Source organism: Mesorhizobium sp. C372A, from assembly GCF_030323245.1.
GTDB lineage: Bacteria > Pseudomonadota > Alphaproteobacteria > Rhizobiales > Rhizobiaceae > Mesorhizobium.
This window is the reverse complement of record NZ_CP100475.1, coordinates 1,607,746-1,622,667: the sequence shown is the minus strand read 5'-3', so window position 1 is coordinate 1,622,667 and position 14,922 is coordinate 1,607,746. Positions and strand designations below refer to the sequence as shown.

The window sequence follows — 14,922 nt, the reverse complement described above, 5'->3', positions numbered from 1 at the left end:
AATTCGGCCCCCTCTTAGCGCCCCGGCTACGGCTTGCCTATGGCGAAACTTCGTCGGGGCTCGAGGTCAGGGTCACGAAAGCGGCAGCCATTTCCAGGAACAGACCCATGTTCGGGACGAAATGGATCATGCCCGCCAGCGCCGCCCCGCGGTCTGGACGCCGAACAGCGACGGGTTGCGGGCATAGGCGGCAAGGCCCAGAAGCGCTGCCAGCGGGTGGGTGATGACATAGACCGGCATCGAGGCCATCAGCGCGCTGTGCGGCGCTTTGTCCTCGAAGGCGGCACGGAAACTGCCTTCCTTCAGTGCCGGAACGATCTTTTGCGCGATGCCGCCGGTCAAAAACACGCCGCCGCGGCTCATGAACACCAGCGCGAGGTCGCCGGCGGTTCGGCCGAGGCAGGTGACGAACAGCGCCAGCGCTTCCTCGGCAACCGGGTCGGTCTTGGCCAGCGCCGCCCCGGTAATTTCGGCCGGCGTGGTGAACGGCGCCGGCTTGCCGTCGGCCTTGGCGACCGCCCGGTAGACATTGACCAGACCGCGCCCGCACAGGATCTGCTCGCCCGAAATGCGGCCGTCCAGCTTTTCGATATGCGGGAACACCTCGAAATCGCGCGGCGTCCGCGGACCGATATCCATGTGGCCGCCTTCGCCAGGCACCGGTATCCAGTGGTGGAGGGCATGAACCAACCCGGCGACGCCCAGGCCGGTACCGGGACCGAGCACGACACGCCCGGCATTCTCCTCCGGCGCGCCGCCGCCGATCTTTTCCATGTGCTCTTCGCCGAGCGCCACGACGGCCAGCGCCTGCGCCTCGAAATCGTTGAGCACGACGATGTCGCCCAGGCCCAGATTGGCAAACATCTGCTTCGGCTTCACCACCCAGGGACAGTTGGTAAGCGGGATCTCGTCGCCATCGACCGGTCCGGCGATGGCCAGCACTGCCGAATTCGGCCGGATGGACGACCGGTCGAGCACCGCCGCCTGGATCGCCTCGTCTATGGTGGCGAAATTGGCGGTTTGCACGATATGCGGCTCACCGGCTTCCGAATTTGCGTCGAGCACGATCGAAAAGCGCGCATTGGTGCCGCCGATGTCGCCGATCAGCACTGGAAACCGCAACGCGGTGTCGTCGTCGCCTGACATGCTCTTGCTCGTCCCCTTTGCGGCGCCGTTGCGACCGTTTCAATCGCCCGGTTTTTCAATCGCCCGGTGTTCAATCGCCCGGTGTTCAATCGATTGACTAGCGCATGGCCCCGGAAAGGGAAAGCGTCAGTTCGCCATCACTGTCCGACGTTTGCCGGCGGCCGTCGCCTTGGCAGGGGAATGCCGATCTCCGGCGTGGCGGTGAAGGCGTTGGCTGCGTTTGGCAAGCCGCCCGCATTGCCCGCAATAGGCGGAGGCGCGTCGGGTTCCGGCGCCCTGGCGGCGATCGGCACGCCGCCGCCGCGATAGGTGACGGCTTCGGCTGAGTCCGCGTCGGGCTGGTCAAGCACGAACTGGCATTGTTTCGGCAGGTTCGCCATCGTCATCAGGTCGCGCGCCTTGGGCGCATCCGGGTTCTTGTTGGGGCGCCACGGCTCCTCGGTAAACCACCAGGCCAGCGGCTTGCCGCAGCCGTCATCGTCGGGCGTCGCTTCCTGTCCCTTGCAGTTGGGCGAACCCGGCTGGCAGCCGATGCGGATGTGGAAATGATAGTCATGGCCCCAGAACGGCCGGATTTTTCTCAGCCAGGTACGGTCGCCGGTGACGGTGTCGCACAGCTTCTTCTTGATCCCAGGATTGACCAGGATGCGCTCGACTTCCGGATAGCTCGCCGCGCGCTTCAACAGCTTGGTATGCATCGGCTTCCACAGCCTGTCCTTCACCAGATGCGTCTTGTCGTCGACCATCAGCGTGGCGCTGATGTTTTCGCGCTCCTGGGTGGTGAGCTTGCGGTCGGGCATTGGCGTCAGCCAGATGTCGGCGTCGAGGCCGATCTGGTGCGAGGCGTGCCCGGTCAGCATCGGCCCGCCGCGCGGCTGCGAAATGTCGCCGATCAGAAGCCCCGGCCAGCCGTCGGCGGCGGCATCGCGCGACAGTTTCTCGATCAGCGCAATCATCGTTGGATGACCCCAGCGCCGGTTGCGCGAGGGACGCATCACCTCCCAGTTCTGGCCGTCCATCGGAATGGCGACGCCGCCAGTGAAGCAGCCCTTTGAATAGAAGCCGAAGGATTGCGCCGCAGCCACCGCCGGCAGCTTCTTGGCGCCGAACAGGTCTTTTGCCCGTGGCTCGGCCGTGATTGCGCCCGCCACCAGCCCGGCCAGCGCCACGATCGCCAGCGCCGCCGTCAGGAACGGCCGTCTGCCGGTCAAGGATCGCATCGAAATCGTCATGAACCCCACTGCAAAAGTCCGCAACACAATCGAATCATATCACCCTCGGGCTCGCGTTTCGATTATCTACCTTCATCGGGCTGCGCGGCTCGCCGTCGCGCCAGCTGCCGTCGGCCCACATCCGATCGAACGCCTGGCGGTAGTCCGGATAGCGGAACCGGTAGCCCGCTGCCTTGATCGCGGCGTTGGCGACGCGCTTGTTCTCGCCATAGAAGGACCGCGCCATGGGCGAAAGTTGGGCGGTCTCGAAAGGAATCTCCGGCGGCGGCTCGACGCCCATCAGCGAAGCGGCATAGGTGACGACATCCTGCGGCGGCGCCGGCTCGTCATCGGTGATGTTGAAAATGCCGCCTCTATTGCCACCGATGAGGTGCCAGAGCGCGCCGGCGATGTCGTCGCAATGGATGCGGTTGAACACCTGGTCGGGCTTGACCAGCCGCCTGGCCGTGCCGTTTTCCAGATTGACCAGCGCGTTGCGACCCGGCCCGTAAATGCCGGAAAGCCGCAGGATGGCCACCGGCTTGCCGGTCTCGAGTCCAAGCTGCAGCCAGCCCCGCTCGGCCGCCACTCGCATCGACGAGCGTTTCGACACCGGCCGGCATTCGGCCGTTTCATCGACCCAGGCACCGTCATAATTGCCATAGACGCCGACGGTCGAGAGATAGCCGATCCAGCGAAGCGCCGGCATCGCCTCGATCGCCTTGCGCGCGGCGAGAAGCACAGGGTCGCCGGCCTCCTCCGGTGCCACCGAGACGACGAGATGGGTGGTCTTTTCCAGCGCATCGCCGATTTCAGGGGTCAGGGCGCCGTCGAACAGCAGCGGCGCGATGCCGACCTGCCGCAGCGCGTCGAATTTTTCCAATGAGCGCGTGGTGCCAAAAATGAGATTCTTGTGAAGAGGGGCGCCCACACTACCCCTCCCCACAAGGGGGAGGGAACGCTGCCGCGCGCTCTTACCGATCCCAGTCGCTGGGTCTGCGAAGGTAGGCGCTTCCGCGAGTTCCCCTCCCCCTTGTGGGGAGGGGTTAGGGGTGGGGGTATTCGTAGTGCGCAAACCGTGCCAGCCCGCATTGGCCCGTGCAAAGGCTTTGCCCGAATAGCCGGCGCCAAAGATAAAAACCTGTTTTTCGCTCATGCGTGCGCCTCAATTGGCAATACGGACAGCCATTCGCCCCGCACTGTCGTGTCGGTTTCAGTGTTCGAGTAGATCGCCGCCTGCCTGTTGAATTCGGCGGCCGGCACCAGCCGCGCCAGCGCCCAGATCGCCGCGCCGCGCACCAGCGGCGAGGCGTCGCCAAGGAGGGCGCGCACCGGGCCGGCCAGCGAAACATCGCCGGAATTGCCGGCGGCGGTCAGCACGTTGCGGACAAAGCGGTCGCGGCCGACGCGTTTGATCGGCGAGCCCGAGAAGAAAGACCGGAACGCCGTGTCGTCCAGCTGCAACAGCTCGCCCAGCGGCGGCTCGCGCAGTTCGTCGCGGGCAGCAAGCTTGGCTTCCGAAGCGGCGCGGGCAAACTTGTTCCACGGGCAGGCGGCGAGACAATCGTCGCAGCCATAGATGCGGTTGCCGATCTTTTCGCGGAATTCTTGCGGGATCGGCCCCTTGTTCTCGATGGTCAGGTAGGAGATGCAGCGCCTGGCATCGAGCCGATAGGGCGCCGGAAAGGCATCGGTCGGGCAGGCGTCGAGACAGGCGCGGCAGGAACCGCAATGGTCTACCTCGGTCGCATCGGGCGTGAGCTCAGCCGTGGTGAAGATGGTGCCGAGAAACAGCCAGGAGCCGTGCTCGCGGCTGACCAGATTGGTATGCTTGCCTTGCCAGCCGAGCCCGGCGGCCTCAGCCAGCGGCTTTTCCATAACCGGCGCCGTATCGACGAAAACCTTTACGTCGCCGCCGGCCCGCGCGACGATCTTGCCGGCGATCTCCTTCAGCCGGCCCTTCATCACCTCGTGATAGTCGCGGTTTTGCGCATAGACCGAGATCGCGCCGCGGTCGCGCCTTGCCTGCAGCGCACGCGGATCGTGGTCGGGGCCATAATTCATTGCCAGCACGATGATCGAGCGCACCTCGGGCCACAGCGTCGAAGGCTCGCTGCGGCGTTGGAGCGTCTCCGCAATCCACGCCATCGAACCGTGAAAACCATCGGCGACGAATTCGGCCAGTCTGGCCGGCGCCAGCGGGATCGCATCGGGCGTGGTAACGGCAACCGCATCGAAGCCGGCGCGCCGCGCCTCGGCGTCGATCAGCGCGCGCAGGGTTTGGCTTCTAGAAATCGAGGTCCGCATAATGCGACACCGGCGACAGGCCGCGCACCCGATCGGTGAGCAGCGGCCGGAACGACGGCCGCGATTTCACCCGCGTGTACCATTCGCGCGCCGCGGCATGCTCGCGCCAATCGATCTCGCCGAGATAATCCAGCACCGACAGCGTCGCCGCTGCCGCCAGGTCGGCATAGGTGACCTTGCTGCCGGCCAGCCAATGACGGGTGCCGGCCAGCCAGTTGGTGTACTTCATGTGCTGGCGAATGTTGGCGCGCGCTGCGCGGATCGCCGCCGAATCGGGGGAGCCGCCGCCCGCCGTTTCCGGCATCACCGGCTTCAGCACGCGCTCGCGCACCAGATGCCGGGTCACTTCGCCTTCGGCCTTGTTGAGATACCAGTCGGTCAGGCGGCGGATTTCGGCGCGCTGCATCGGGTCTTCCGCAAACAGGCGCTTGTCGCGCTTCAGGACACCACGTGTTTCGTCGAGATATTCAGCGATCACCATGGCGCCGACGATCGGCACGTCGCCTTCGGCCAGCAGGATAGGCAAGGTGCCGGCCGGGTTCAGCGCCAAAAACTCCTTGCGCCGCGTCCACGGTTTTTCCTCGATCAGCGCCAGCTCCTCGCCATATTCGCCGAAGGCGAGGCGCACGAAGCGGCAGGTGGCGAACATCGGGTGATGGAAAAGCGTCAGCATGATTCCGCGATATTAAGGCGCACTGGCGAATCGCCGTCCGCACCGGTAAGTCTTGGCGGCCCGTCATGCGGCCGTCACGGTGCTGCGACCTATAGGGGGACTTCCGCGCCGTGACAAGCAAGCCCTTTTGCCAGCCGTTTCCTTCCGTCCCTTGAATGCCGAGGTTGCCATATGGATAGCCATACCATTGTCGAAGCCCTGCTGCTCGGCCTGCTGGAGGGGCTGACCGAGTTCATCCCGGTCTCCTCGACCGGCCATATCCTGCTCGCCGGCCATTTCCTCGGCTTCCATTCCACCGGCAAGGCCTTTGAGATCCTGATCCAGCTGGGCGCCATCCTGGCGATCCTCAGCGTCTATTTCCGCCGCCTGTGGCAGATGCTGCTCGACCTGCCGCATGACCGGCTGACGCGGCATTTCGTCATCGGCATCCTGACTGCCTTCCTGCCGGCGGCCATCATCGGCGCGCTGGCGCATGATTTCATCAAGACGGTGCTGTTCGAATCACCAAGGCTGATCTGCATCATGCTGATCGTCGGCGGCGTCGTGCTCTTGGTCGTCGACCGCATGAAGCTGCAGCCGGTCTACCGCGATGTCGAGCGCTTCCCGACAAGGCTTTACCTGCAGATCGGCCTGTTCCAGTGCCTGTCGCTGATCCCCGGGACGTCGCGCTCCGGTTCGACCATCGTCGGCGCGCTGCTGCTGGGCGTCGACAAGCGCGCGGCGGCGGAATTCTCCTTCTTCCTCGCCATCCCGACCATGGTCGGCGCCTTCGCCTTCGATCTGTTCAAGAACCGCAACGTGCTGAGCAGCGCCGATCTGCCGATCATCGCCATCGGCTTCATCGCCGCCTTCGTTACCGCGCTGATCGTCGTGCGCTTCCTGCTCGATTACGTCTCGCGCAACGGCTATTCGCTGTTCGGCTGGTGGCGCCTGGTGGTGGGCACTGTGGGGTTGGTGGCGCTGATGACCTGGGGGTGAGCTTTACCCTCCCCCCTGTGGGGGTCCGAAGGACGGGCGAGACAGGCGGCTCGCCCCGGTCAGTCGATCCGCAAAGCGGATCGGGGTGGGGGCGCCACACCCCGCCCCACCAACGACGCGTCGCGTCGCTTGCTCACCGACTCTCCCCACAAGGGGGAGGGTAAAGGCCGCTAACTCCTCCCAAAAAACGCGTTCTCGACATGCACCGGCCAGCGCCAGGGCAGCACCGCGATCATGTCGAAGCGCATCGACAATCTGCCGTAGTCCGGCTGCCGCGACAGCCAGATGTCGGCGGCGCCCTCGATGCGGCGCTCCGATTCGTGGCCGATCGCCTCCATCGCTTCCATCAGCGTGCGCCGCGCCTTGACCTCGACGAACAGCACCAGGTCGCCGCGCCTGGCGATCAGGTCGATCTCGCCGAAGCGGGTGCGATGCCGGCGGGCGAGGATGCGATAACCTTTCAGCATCAGCGCCGCTGCCGCCAGCCACTCGCCGCGATGGCCGCGCCGATAGGCTTTTTGGCGGCTGGCGGCCGGGCGCTCAGCCACCTTCGCCTTCTCCAACCGCATCCCTGAGTTCCAGCAGCCGCCGGTAAAGCGCCTGCTTCTGCCCGCCGGTCATCTTCGCCGCCTCCGCCGCCGCCTTGGACGCCGGCATTTCGGCGGCCAGCGACAGAAGCAGCCTGTCGATGTCGGCGGGTTGGTCGGCCTTGATCTCGGCGGGCCCGACGCAGATGACGATCTCGCCCTTCGGCGTGTCGGCCGCCGCATAGTGGTCGGCCAGCGCCTGCAGCGTTCCCGTCCGCATCTCTTCAAAAGTCTTGGTCAGCTCGCGGCCGATTGCGGCCTTGCGCGCGCCGCCCAACGCCTCGACCATCGCAACCAGCGTATTGGCCAGCCGGCGTGGCGACTCGAAGAAGATCAGCGTTGCCGGCACCGCCCTGAACGTTTCCAGCTTTGTCAGCCGCGGCCCTGATTTAACCGGCAAAAACCCGGCGAACAGGAAGGCGTCGGAGGGCAGGCCCGACGCCGTCAGCGCCGCCAGCGGCGCCGATGGACCGGGGATCGGCACCACGCGCAGGCCGCGCTCCAGCGCTTCGCCCACCAGCCGGTAGCCTGGGTCGGAGATCAGCGGCGTGCCGGCATCCGAAATCAGCGCCACGCTCTGCCCGGCCTCGAGTGCCGCGATCAGCTTCGGCCCGGCCTCGCCGGCGTTGTGCTCGTGATAAGCGGTGGTGCGCCGCCGGATGCCGTAGCGATCGAGCAACACGCGCGAGACGCGGGTGTCCTCGCAGGCGACGATGTCGGCGGCGACCAGCGTCTCCAGCGCGCGCAGCGTGATGTCGGAGAGGTTGCCGATCGGCGTCGCCACCAGATACAGCGCCGGCGCCACCGGCCGGACCGCGATCTCGGTCTGCCCGATCACATAGCTGCGCTTCTCGCCGGTCACCGGGGTCTCTCCATTTCGCCCTGTTTGGCACGGCGCGCGCCGGGTTGCAAAATCCCGAACGTCGAGCCAAACCTGACGCCGATGTAACCCGGCGGCCATGTCTTTGCCACAGTGGGGAACGAAAGCGTGGCTGGCGGATTGAATACCTGAGTCTCTTGAGGAGGAGGACAGGATGGACAGCCTGGAATTGCAGGACGTTTTCGAGCCCTACTATGCCGGGCGCAACCGCGTGCCCGCGCCAAAGGGCAAGCGTGCGCTCGCCGAGAGCGACACCGGCCTGACCAGTCGGGCGGCCACCGCCTTGCCGACGAATGTCAGGCTTTCGGACAACAAACCGGACAGCGCGACGGAGCACTGACCGTACGATGCCCAATCGTTTCGATATCTTCATCACCCGTCTTGAAACGAAGAGCGCCCGCGAAGGCGCGCCGCCGCATCCGATGAACGACCAGAACAGCGTCCGCCGGGACAAGAGCGACGCCAAGCCGGCCCGGACCGGAGAGGCGCATACCGAGAAACACCGCGGCAAGCGCCGCTTCAAGCACGACGCTTAGTTTGTCGATCGGTGCAACATCGTCATCCTAGGGCGAAGCAAGGAGCGAAGTGACGCGGCGCAGACCCTAGGATCCATTCCGTGACCTCTGCCGAAGGATGCAGCGGCGCAGAATTCTGAACCGCTGCAGCGCCTTAACCTCGCGGCATGAATCCTCGGGTGAAGCCCGAGGATGGCGAACGCGGGCGTGGAACGCCCCAACCACATCAGTCAGCCCAGGTATCGCGTCACCCTCACCTCCAGCAATCGCACCAGCTCCGGATCCATGAATCCGTAATCATCCGGGATGTCGAGGCAGATGACGCGGGCCTTCTTCAGGCTCTCCTTGAATTTCTTCTGCAGCTTGGTGCGGTGCGCCTTTTCCATCACGAAGACGATGTCGGCCCAGGCGACCAGCTCATGCGTCAGCGGCGTGTGGGCGTCGTGGTTGGTGCCGGCCGACGCGACCTCGATATCCCTACGTTTGGAGAACACCTGCTCGGCGGTCGGGCTGCGCAAGCGGTTCTGGCTGCAGACGAACAGCACGTTCTTCATCGCGATCTACCGCGCCAAATCCGCCACCACGGCATCGAGCACGATCATTCCGGCTGGCGTGGCGCGTAGCCTGGCATTGCCGATCGGCGCCACCAGCCCCTCATCCTGCAGCACGGTCAGCCGGGCGCTCGACAGGCCGCGCCCGGAAAACGCCTCGTAGCGGGAAAGGTCGATGCCTTCGGCCAACCTCAGCCCCATCAGCAGGAACTCGTCGGCTTCTTCGGAGCGCGTCAGGATCTCGCCGCCGGTGACGCCATGGCCCCTGGCCTCCACCAGATTGGCCCAGGTCTCCGGCATCCGCTCGGCGATCGTCACAACACGGTGGCCGTTCTCGATAAAGCGGCCATGCGCGCCCGGTCCGACGCCGACATATTCGCCATAGCGCCAATAGGTCAGATTGTGCCGGCTCTCGGCGCCCGGCCTGGCGTGGTTGGAAATCTCATAGGCCGGCAGGCCATGCGCCGCGGTGACCTCCTGAGTCAGCGCATAGAGATCGGCGGCCCGGTCATTATCGGGGATGATGAATTTCTTCGCCGCATGAAGGGCATGGAACGGCGTGCCTTCCTCGATGGTCAGCTGGTAGAGCGACAGATGGTCGGCGGCATGGCCGATCGCCTGTTCGAGCTCCGCCCGCCAGTCGTCCAGCGTCTGGCCGGGGCGGGCGTAGATCAGGTCGAAGGAAAGTCTTGGGAATATGTCCCGTGCCAGGCCAATTGCATGCAGCGCCTCGTCGACATTGTGCAGCCGGCCGAGGAAGCGCAGATCCTTGTCGTTCAGCGCCTGCACGCCGAGCGACACACGGTTGACGCCGGCGGCGCGGTAGCCGCGAAAGCGCTCGGCCTCGACCGAGGACGGATTGGCTTCCAGCGTCACCTCGATGCCGTCGGGCACCGTCCAGTTCTTCGCCACGGCGTCCAGCACCGCCGCCACCGTTTGCGGCTGCATCAGCGACGGCGTGCCGCCGCCGAGAAAGATGCTGGTCACTTCGCGCGGCCCGGTCCGCTCGCTCATGGTCTTCAGCTCGGTCTCGAAGGCGCGGGCAAAGCGCTCCTGGTCGACCGGCTGGTGACGGACATGGCTGTTGAAGTCGCAATATGGGCATTTGGCCGCGCAGAACGGCCAATGGATGTAGACGCCGAAACCCGGGCTGCGGTCCAGCGACATCAGGCTGAGCCTAACCTGGCGCGGGCGAATTTCTGGAAGGCGCGGGCGCGGTGCGACAGCGCCGTCGGCTGCCCGGGCTTCCAGCCATGTTTTTCCTCAGCGCTCATCTCGCCGAACGTCTTGTCGAAACCGTCCGGCAAAAACACCGGGTCGTAGCCGAAGCCCAGTTCGCCGCGCGGCGGCCAGACCAGCGTTCCCTCAGCCTCGCCGCGATAATATTCAGCCTCGCCATTGGGGAAGGCCAGGCAGATGACGGCGACGAACCGCCCCTTGCGCTGCGCTGGCTTGGCGGCGCCGACCTCCTGCAAGGCCACTTCGGTGCGCTGCATGGCCATGCTGAAGTCGCGGCTGCCATCGGGAGCTTCGGCCCAATTGGCGGTGTAGACGCCGGGGGCGCCGTCGAGCGCGTCGACGCACAGGCCCGAATCGTCCGACAGCGCCGGCAAGCCGGTCGCCTTAGCCGCGGCGAAGGCCTTGATGTAGGCGTTTTCCTCGAAGGTGGTGCCGGTCTCCTCCGGTTCCGGCAGGCCGTAGTCCTTGGCCGACTTCGCCTCGAAGCCGAACGGACCCATCAAATCGGCGAATTCGCGCAGCTTGCCCTCATTGTGACTGGCAACGACGATCTTCTTTCCATCGAGAGAATGCATCAAAGGCCCCAGATCCTTGGCTCGGCGAATTCGATCGAATTGCCCGAGGGGTCGCGTATGTAGATCGAACGCCCGCCCTGCGGCCATTCGAATTCGCTTTCGATGGCGATGTTTTTCGCCTCAAGTTGCGCCTTCCACTGTGCGAGTTCATCCGCACTTGCGGCAAAGCAGAGATGGCCCTCGCCGACCGTGCCATGTGGCGGCACTTTCAGCCGCGCATCGGGCGCCGGCGGGATTTTGGTGGCTTCGGCGTTGAAGACCAGCAGCACGCCCGGGCCGCAGCGGAAGAAGAGATGGCGGCCGTCGACCTTGCCGAGGAGAGGGAGGCCGAGGACGTTGGAGTAGAAGGCTTCGGCAGCGGCGAGATCCGTGACGTAAAGCGCTGACTCAAGAATAGCGGAGGGTTGCATCAGGCACCCCCCTCTGCCCTGCCGGGCATCTCCCCCGCAAGGGGGGAGATTGGCAGTTCCGCTGGCGGCGTCTCAACGTTGATGGTTGGCGAAAACGGCAGCGACCTCTGATCTCCCCCCTTGCGGGGGAGATGGCCGGCAGGCCAGAGGGGGGTGTGAAGGATCGCCGACGTCATCACGTTAAATTCAATCAGGCCACAGCCATCTGCTGCAAGCTCACCAGCCGCTGAATGCCCTTCTTGGCCAACCCCATCAGCTCCGCGAACTGACCTTCCGAGAACGGCTCGCCCTCGGCGGTGCCCTGGATCTCGACGATGCCGCCCTTGCCGGTCATGACGAAATTGGCGTCGGTGCCGGCAGACGAATCCTCGATATAGTCGAGGTCGATGACCGGCTTGCCGTCGTGGATGCCGCAGGAAATTGCCGCGACATGGTCCTTCAGCACCTTGGCAACACTGGCCATCTGCCGCGCTTCCATCCAGCGCAGGCAATCGTAGAGCGCCACCCAGCCGCCGGTGATCGAGGCCGTGCGGGTGCCGCCATCGGCCTGGATGACGTCGCAGTCGACGGTGATCTGCTGTTCGCCCAGTGCCTGCAGGTCGACAACGGCGCGCAAGGAGCGGCCGATCAGCCGCTGGATTTCGAGCGTGCGGCCGCCTTGCTTGCCGGCCGAAGCTTCACGGCGCATGCGCTCGCCGGTCGAACGCGGCAGCATGCCGTATTCCGCCGTCACCCAGCCCTTGCCGGAATTGCGCATCCAGCCCGGCACCTTTTCCTCCAGGCTCGCCGTGCACAACACATGCGTGTCGCCGAATTTCACCAGGCACGAGCCTTCGGCGTGTTTGGAGACGCCGCGCTCGAAGGAGATGGCGCGCATTTCGTCGGCTTGGCGTTTGGAAGGGCGCATCGAGGCCTCTTTCTGTTCTTTTATGGTTGCGTCGGCGGCTTGTAGACGCATGCAGCCCATGGCGCAAAGGAAAAGGCCGGGCGATCTGGCACAGACGCCGGGTTGCGCGGGGGCGATGGAAGTCTATATCCTTGAGCCGGAGGTTTTTGGCTCGAATGACCAAGGCAGTCACCGAACCCAGTCTGCTGGCGCCCGCGCTGCAATCGCTCGACATGCGTTCGCGCGACATTTTCCGGCGCATCGTCGAATCCTATCTGAAGGACGGTGAGCCTGTGGGATCGCGCAGCCTGTCGCGCATCCTGCCGTCGTCGCTGTCGCCGGCGACCATCCGCAACGTGATGAGCGACCTCGAACATCTCGGCCTGATCTATGCCCCGCACATCTCGGCCGGGCGCCTGCCGACCCAGACCGGCCTGCGCTTCTTCGTCGATGCCTTCATGGAGCTTGGCGATCTCTCCGACGAGGAACGCCGGGTCATCGAGGCGCAGGTGCGCGCCTCCGGCTCGGGCGCGACGCTGGAACACATGCTGACCGAGGCCAGCCAGATGCTGTCCGGCATGTCGCGCGGCGCCGGCCTGGTGCTCGCCACCAAGAACGAGGTGGCGCTGAAGCACATCGAGTTCATCCAGCTCGAGCCGACCAAGGCGCTGGCGGTGATGGTGTCGCAGAATGGCGATGTCGAGAACCGCGTCGTCGACCTGCCGGCCGGCATCACCGTCTCGCAGCTGCACGAGGCCTCCAACTTCCTCAACGCCCATATCAGGGGCCGCACGCTCGCCGAGGCGCGCATCGAGATCGCCCGCATCAAGGACGAGACCAGGGCAGCGCTGGACACGCTGTCGCAGGATCTGGTCGAGAAAGGCCTGGCGGTGTGGGCCGGCGCCGACAGCGGCCTGCCGGCGCGCCTTATCGTGCGAGGCCGCGCCAATTTGCTCGAAAACGTCACCGCCCAGGCCGATATCGAATTGCTGCGCCACCTGTTCGAGGATCTGGAGACGCAGGACGGGCTGATCCAGCTGCTCGACCTCGCCGAGGACGGCCCCGGCGTGCGGATCTTCATCGGCTCGGAAAACAAGCTGTTCTCGCTCTCCGGCTCGTCGCTGGTCGTGGCGCCTTACCGCGACAAGGACGCCCGCGTCGTCGGCGCGCTCGGCGTCATCGGCCCGACCAGGCTGAATTATGCCCGCATCGTGCCTATGGTCGACTACACTGCGCAATTGATTACCCGGATGTTAAGATAATTCCGAAGCCGGGATCACCGTAAAGGAGGGCGCAGAATGGCGCTTGAATCGTTCAAGGCCCAGATCAGCATGCTGCTCGAAGAAATGGTCAACCAGCCGGAGGACGAGCACGAAATCCAGGAGCAGCTGCGCGAAAAACTGCGCGAAATGCGCGCCATGGGCTTGCCGCTGCCGGAAGATCTCGTCGCATTGGAAAAGCGTCTCGACGACGATCTCGACGTCGAAGAGGAAAGTTGAGCGGTTCTCTCGTCGAATCTGCGCGCGCGCACGCTTCTCTTTTGCGGCGGCCGCACAATATCTCCCTTGTGCATGACGCGCCGACCGGCGCGAGTTCGAGGAGAACAGCATGATCCGGATTGCCGGCTTGGCAGGCCTTGCCCTGCTTCTGGCCACCAGCGCCTTCGCCCAGGAGGCCGATCAACCGCTGCTGACCGGCAAAGACGCTTTCGGCGACTGGACGGCCGACAAGCCAGGTGTGCGCCGGCTGATCAAGCCGGATGATCTGCAAAAGCCCAACATCACCGAATCCGCCTCCAACAGCGCCGGCCTTGGCGATCGGCCCGAGGGCGCGAAGCCCGTCCTGCTGCCTGGGTTTTCGGCCGAACTGGTTGCTTCCGGCATTTCCAATCCGCGGGTCGTGCGCGTGGCGCCGAACGGCGACCTGTTCGTCGCCGACAGTGACGCCAACCAGATCCGCGTCTATCGGCTGGCCAAGGGTAGCGCGAAGCCGGCCGAAGAGGGCATTTTTGCCGACAATCTCAACCAGCCCTATGGCATCGCCTTCTACCCGCCTGGCGACAAGCCGCAATGGGTCTACGTCGCCAACAACGACAGCGTGGTCCGCTACGCCTATCGCGACGGCGACCTTAAAGCCTCCGGCGAACCGGAGACGATCGTCTCCGACATCCCTACCGGCGGCCACTGGACCCGCGATATCGCCTTCTCGCCGGACGGGAAGACGCTGTATCTCTCGGTCGGCTCCGGATCGAACGTCGCGGAGGGCATGCAGAAGGCACCGAAGGGCGGCCTTGACGCCTGGGCAAAATCACAGCCACTCGGCGCCACCTGGGGTTCCGAGGATGGCCGTGCCGACGTGCTGGCCTTCGGCCCCGACGGCAAGAATGGCCGCATCCTCGCTACCGGCCTGCGCAATTGTTCGGGCATGACCGTGCAACCGGCCACCGGCGCGCTGTGGTGTGTCGTCAACGAGCGCGACGGTCTCGGCGACGATGTGCCGTTCGAATATGCCACCTCAGTCAAGGACGGCGCCTTCTATGGCTGGCCCTGGTATTATATCGGCGCCAACGAGGACCCGCGTCACGAGGGCGCGCGCCCAGACCTCGCCGGCTCGGTCACCGTGCCCGACGTGCTGATGCAGGCGCATTCGGCGCCGCTCAACATCGCCTTCTATGACGGCGGCAATTTCCCGGCAGAGTACAAGGGTGACGCCTTCGTCGCCCTGCACGGCTCCTGGAACCGTGGTATGAGGACCGGCTACAAGGTGGTGCGGCTGAGATTCAGCGACGGCAAGCCGACCGGCGAGTACCAGGATTTCATCACCGGCTTCGTCCTCTCCGACGACGCCGTCTGGGGCCGGCCGGTCGGCGTCGCGGTGGCCAAGGACGGCGCGCTTATCGTAACCGAGGATGGCAACGGCACCATCTGGCGCATCACCCATGTCGATGGCCCATCCTGAGCCGGC

The 14,922-nt window shown here is 65.2% G+C and carries 17 protein-coding genes and 1 pseudogene; 5 read left to right on the top strand and 13 right to left on the bottom strand.

The features are described from left to right. Positions 1-126 precede the first annotated feature (126 nt). The 5 genes from NLY42_RS07565 to NLY42_RS07545 form a co-directional block, all read right to left on the bottom strand. Positions 127-1,146, bottom strand: a complete 1,020-nt coding sequence (locus tag NLY42_RS07565) for a glucokinase (protein ID WP_023726739.1) — start codon at positions 1,144-1,146, stop codon at positions 127-129. A 137-nt stretch (positions 1,147-1,283) separates the two neighbouring features. Then, a complete protein-coding gene (mepA, locus tag NLY42_RS07560) occupies positions 1,284-2,366 on the bottom strand; it encodes a penicillin-insensitive murein endopeptidase (protein WP_460221917.1) in 1,083 nt (360 codons plus the stop codon). 46 nt (positions 2,367-2,412) lie between these two features. Next, positions 2,413-3,513, bottom strand: a complete 1,101-nt coding sequence (locus NLY42_RS07555; RefSeq protein ID WP_023672065.1) for an SDR family oxidoreductase — start codon at positions 3,511-3,513, stop codon at positions 2,413-2,415. Next, entirely contained in the window at positions 3,510-4,664 is a 1,155-nt protein-coding gene (gene queG, locus NLY42_RS07550) for a tRNA epoxyqueuosine(34) reductase QueG (RefSeq protein ID WP_023755931.1), read from the bottom strand. The genes NLY42_RS07555 and queG overlap by 4 nt, the downstream gene beginning before the upstream one ends. Then, positions 4,645-5,337: a glutathione S-transferase family protein gene (locus NLY42_RS07545; RefSeq protein ID WP_023755932.1), complete on the bottom strand. Its 693-nt coding sequence runs from the start codon at positions 5,335-5,337 to the stop codon at positions 4,645-4,647. The genes queG and NLY42_RS07545 overlap by 20 nt, the downstream gene beginning before the upstream one ends. Positions 5,338-5,508: 171 nt before the next feature. Here NLY42_RS07545 and NLY42_RS07540 point away from each other — a divergent pair, with 171 nt between their 5' ends. Beyond that, positions 5,509-6,315 (top strand): undecaprenyl-diphosphate phosphatase, encoded by an 807-nt coding sequence (locus tag NLY42_RS07540; protein ID WP_023755933.1) that lies wholly within the window; start codon positions 5,509-5,511, stop codon positions 6,313-6,315. 170 nt (positions 6,316-6,485) lie between these two features. On the opposite strand, the gene NLY42_RS07535 is transcribed toward NLY42_RS07540, so the two are convergent. Together NLY42_RS07535 and rsmI are read right to left on the bottom strand one after the other, a co-directional pair. Then, complete coding sequence (locus NLY42_RS07535; RefSeq protein WP_023698068.1) at positions 6,486-6,863, bottom strand: YraN family protein; 378 nt, start codon at positions 6,861-6,863, stop codon at positions 6,486-6,488. Next, the gene (gene rsmI, locus NLY42_RS07530; RefSeq protein WP_023755934.1) at positions 6,856-7,764 is read right to left on the bottom strand and encodes a 16S rRNA (cytidine(1402)-2'-O)-methyltransferase; all 909 of its coding nucleotides are present in this window, start codon (positions 7,762-7,764) and stop codon (positions 6,856-6,858) included. Before rsmI ends, NLY42_RS07535 begins: the two co-directional genes overlap by 8 nt. Before the next feature lie 172 nt (positions 7,765-7,936). Between rsmI and NLY42_RS07525 the strand changes: the two genes are divergently transcribed. After that, entirely contained in the window at positions 7,937-8,122 is a 186-nt protein-coding gene (locus NLY42_RS07525; RefSeq protein ID WP_023755935.1) for a hypothetical protein, read from the top strand. A 79-nt stretch (positions 8,123-8,201) separates the two neighbouring features. Here NLY42_RS07525 and NLY42_RS07520 read toward each other — a convergent pair. The 6 genes and pseudogenes from NLY42_RS07520 to rph all read right to left on the bottom strand — a co-directional run. Continuing rightward, positions 8,202-8,336 (bottom strand): annotated as a pseudogene (locus NLY42_RS07520) (EamA family transporter); the annotation flags it as partial. A 191-nt stretch (positions 8,337-8,527) separates the two neighbouring features. Beyond that, entirely contained in the window at positions 8,528-8,851 is a 324-nt protein-coding gene (locus NLY42_RS07515; protein WP_023702417.1) for a low molecular weight protein tyrosine phosphatase family protein, read from the bottom strand. A gap of 6 nt (positions 8,852-8,857) precedes the next feature. Next, positions 8,858-10,015 (bottom strand): radical SAM family heme chaperone HemW, encoded by a 1,158-nt coding sequence (hemW, locus tag NLY42_RS07510; RefSeq protein ID WP_023755937.1) that lies wholly within the window; start codon positions 10,013-10,015, stop codon positions 8,858-8,860. Beyond that, a complete protein-coding gene (gene rdgB, locus NLY42_RS07505; protein ID WP_023687555.1) occupies positions 10,015-10,662 on the bottom strand; it encodes an RdgB/HAM1 family non-canonical purine NTP pyrophosphatase in 648 nt (215 codons plus the stop codon). The genes hemW and rdgB overlap by 1 nt, the downstream gene beginning before the upstream one ends. Beyond that, entirely contained in the window at positions 10,662-11,072 is a 411-nt protein-coding gene (locus NLY42_RS07500) for a VOC family protein (RefSeq protein WP_023698063.1), read from the bottom strand. Before NLY42_RS07500 ends, rdgB begins: the two co-directional genes overlap by 1 nt. A gap of 190 nt (positions 11,073-11,262) precedes the next feature. Beyond that, on the bottom strand, positions 11,263-11,979 hold the full coding sequence (gene rph / locus NLY42_RS07495; protein ID WP_023710344.1) for a ribonuclease PH: 717 nt from the start codon (positions 11,977-11,979) through the stop codon (positions 11,263-11,265). A gap of 155 nt (positions 11,980-12,134) precedes the next feature. On the opposite strand from rph, the gene hrcA reads away from it, so the two are divergent. The 3 genes from hrcA (at position 12,135) to NLY42_RS07480 (ending at position 14,916) form a co-directional block, all read left to right on the top strand. Next, positions 12,135-13,220 carry a heat-inducible transcriptional repressor HrcA gene (gene hrcA / locus NLY42_RS07490; RefSeq protein WP_023681233.1) on the top strand — a complete coding sequence of 362 codons (1,086 nt, stop codon included), beginning with the start codon at positions 12,135-12,137 and terminating at the stop codon, positions 13,218-13,220. 36 nt (positions 13,221-13,256) lie between these two features. Then, complete coding sequence (locus NLY42_RS07485) at positions 13,257-13,457, top strand: hypothetical protein (protein ID WP_023672050.1); 201 nt, start codon at positions 13,257-13,259, stop codon at positions 13,455-13,457. A 109-nt stretch (positions 13,458-13,566) separates the two neighbouring features. Continuing rightward, positions 13,567-14,916: a PQQ-dependent sugar dehydrogenase gene (locus NLY42_RS07480; RefSeq protein WP_023755938.1), complete on the top strand. Its 1,350-nt coding sequence runs from the start codon at positions 13,567-13,569 to the stop codon at positions 14,914-14,916. The last annotated feature ends 6 nt before the right edge of the window (positions 14,917-14,922 follow it).

What these genes read in the sequence shown, in the direction of transcription:
- NLY42_RS07565 (WP_023726739.1), bottom strand. Translation starts at nt 1,146, where the DNA reads ATGTCAGGCGACGACGACACCGCGTTGCGGTTTCCAGTGCTGATCGGC.
- mepA (WP_460221917.1), bottom strand. Translation starts at nt 2,366, where the DNA reads ATGCGATCCTTGACCGGCAGACGGCCGTTCCTGACGGCGGCGCTGGCG.
- NLY42_RS07555 (WP_023672065.1), bottom strand. Translation starts at nt 3,513, where the DNA reads ATGAGCGAAAAACAGGTTTTTATCTTTGGCGCCGGCTATTCGGGCAAA.
- queG (WP_023755931.1), bottom strand. Translation starts at nt 4,664, where the DNA reads ATGCGGACCTCGATTTCTAGAAGCCAAACCCTGCGCGCGCTGATCGAC.
- NLY42_RS07545 (WP_023755932.1), bottom strand. Translation starts at nt 5,337, where the DNA reads ATGCTGACGCTTTTCCATCACCCGATGTTCGCCACCTGCCGCTTCGTG.
- NLY42_RS07540 (WP_023755933.1), top strand. Translation starts at nt 5,509, where the DNA reads ATGGATAGCCATACCATTGTCGAAGCCCTGCTGCTCGGCCTGCTGGAG.
- NLY42_RS07525 (WP_023755935.1), top strand. Translation starts at nt 7,937, where the DNA reads ATGGACAGCCTGGAATTGCAGGACGTTTTCGAGCCCTACTATGCCGGG.
- NLY42_RS07515 (WP_023702417.1), bottom strand. Translation starts at nt 8,851, where the DNA reads ATGAAGAACGTGCTGTTCGTCTGCAGCCAGAACCGCTTGCGCAGCCCG.
- hemW (WP_023755937.1), bottom strand. Translation starts at nt 10,015, where the DNA reads ATGTCGCTGGACCGCAGCCCGGGTTTCGGCGTCTACATCCATTGGCCG.
- rdgB (WP_023687555.1), bottom strand. Translation starts at nt 10,662, where the DNA reads ATGCATTCTCTCGATGGAAAGAAGATCGTCGTTGCCAGTCACAATGAG.
- NLY42_RS07500 (WP_023698063.1), bottom strand. Translation starts at nt 11,072, where the DNA reads ATGCAACCCTCCGCTATTCTTGAGTCAGCGCTTTACGTCACGGATCTC.
- rph (WP_023710344.1), bottom strand. Translation starts at nt 11,979, where the DNA reads ATGCGCCCTTCCAAACGCCAAGCCGACGAAATGCGCGCCATCTCCTTC.
- hrcA (WP_023681233.1), top strand. Translation starts at nt 12,135, where the DNA reads ATGACCAAGGCAGTCACCGAACCCAGTCTGCTGGCGCCCGCGCTGCAA.
- NLY42_RS07485 (WP_023672050.1), top strand. Translation starts at nt 13,257, where the DNA reads ATGGCGCTTGAATCGTTCAAGGCCCAGATCAGCATGCTGCTCGAAGAA.
- NLY42_RS07480 (WP_023755938.1), top strand. Translation starts at nt 13,567, where the DNA reads ATGATCCGGATTGCCGGCTTGGCAGGCCTTGCCCTGCTTCTGGCCACC.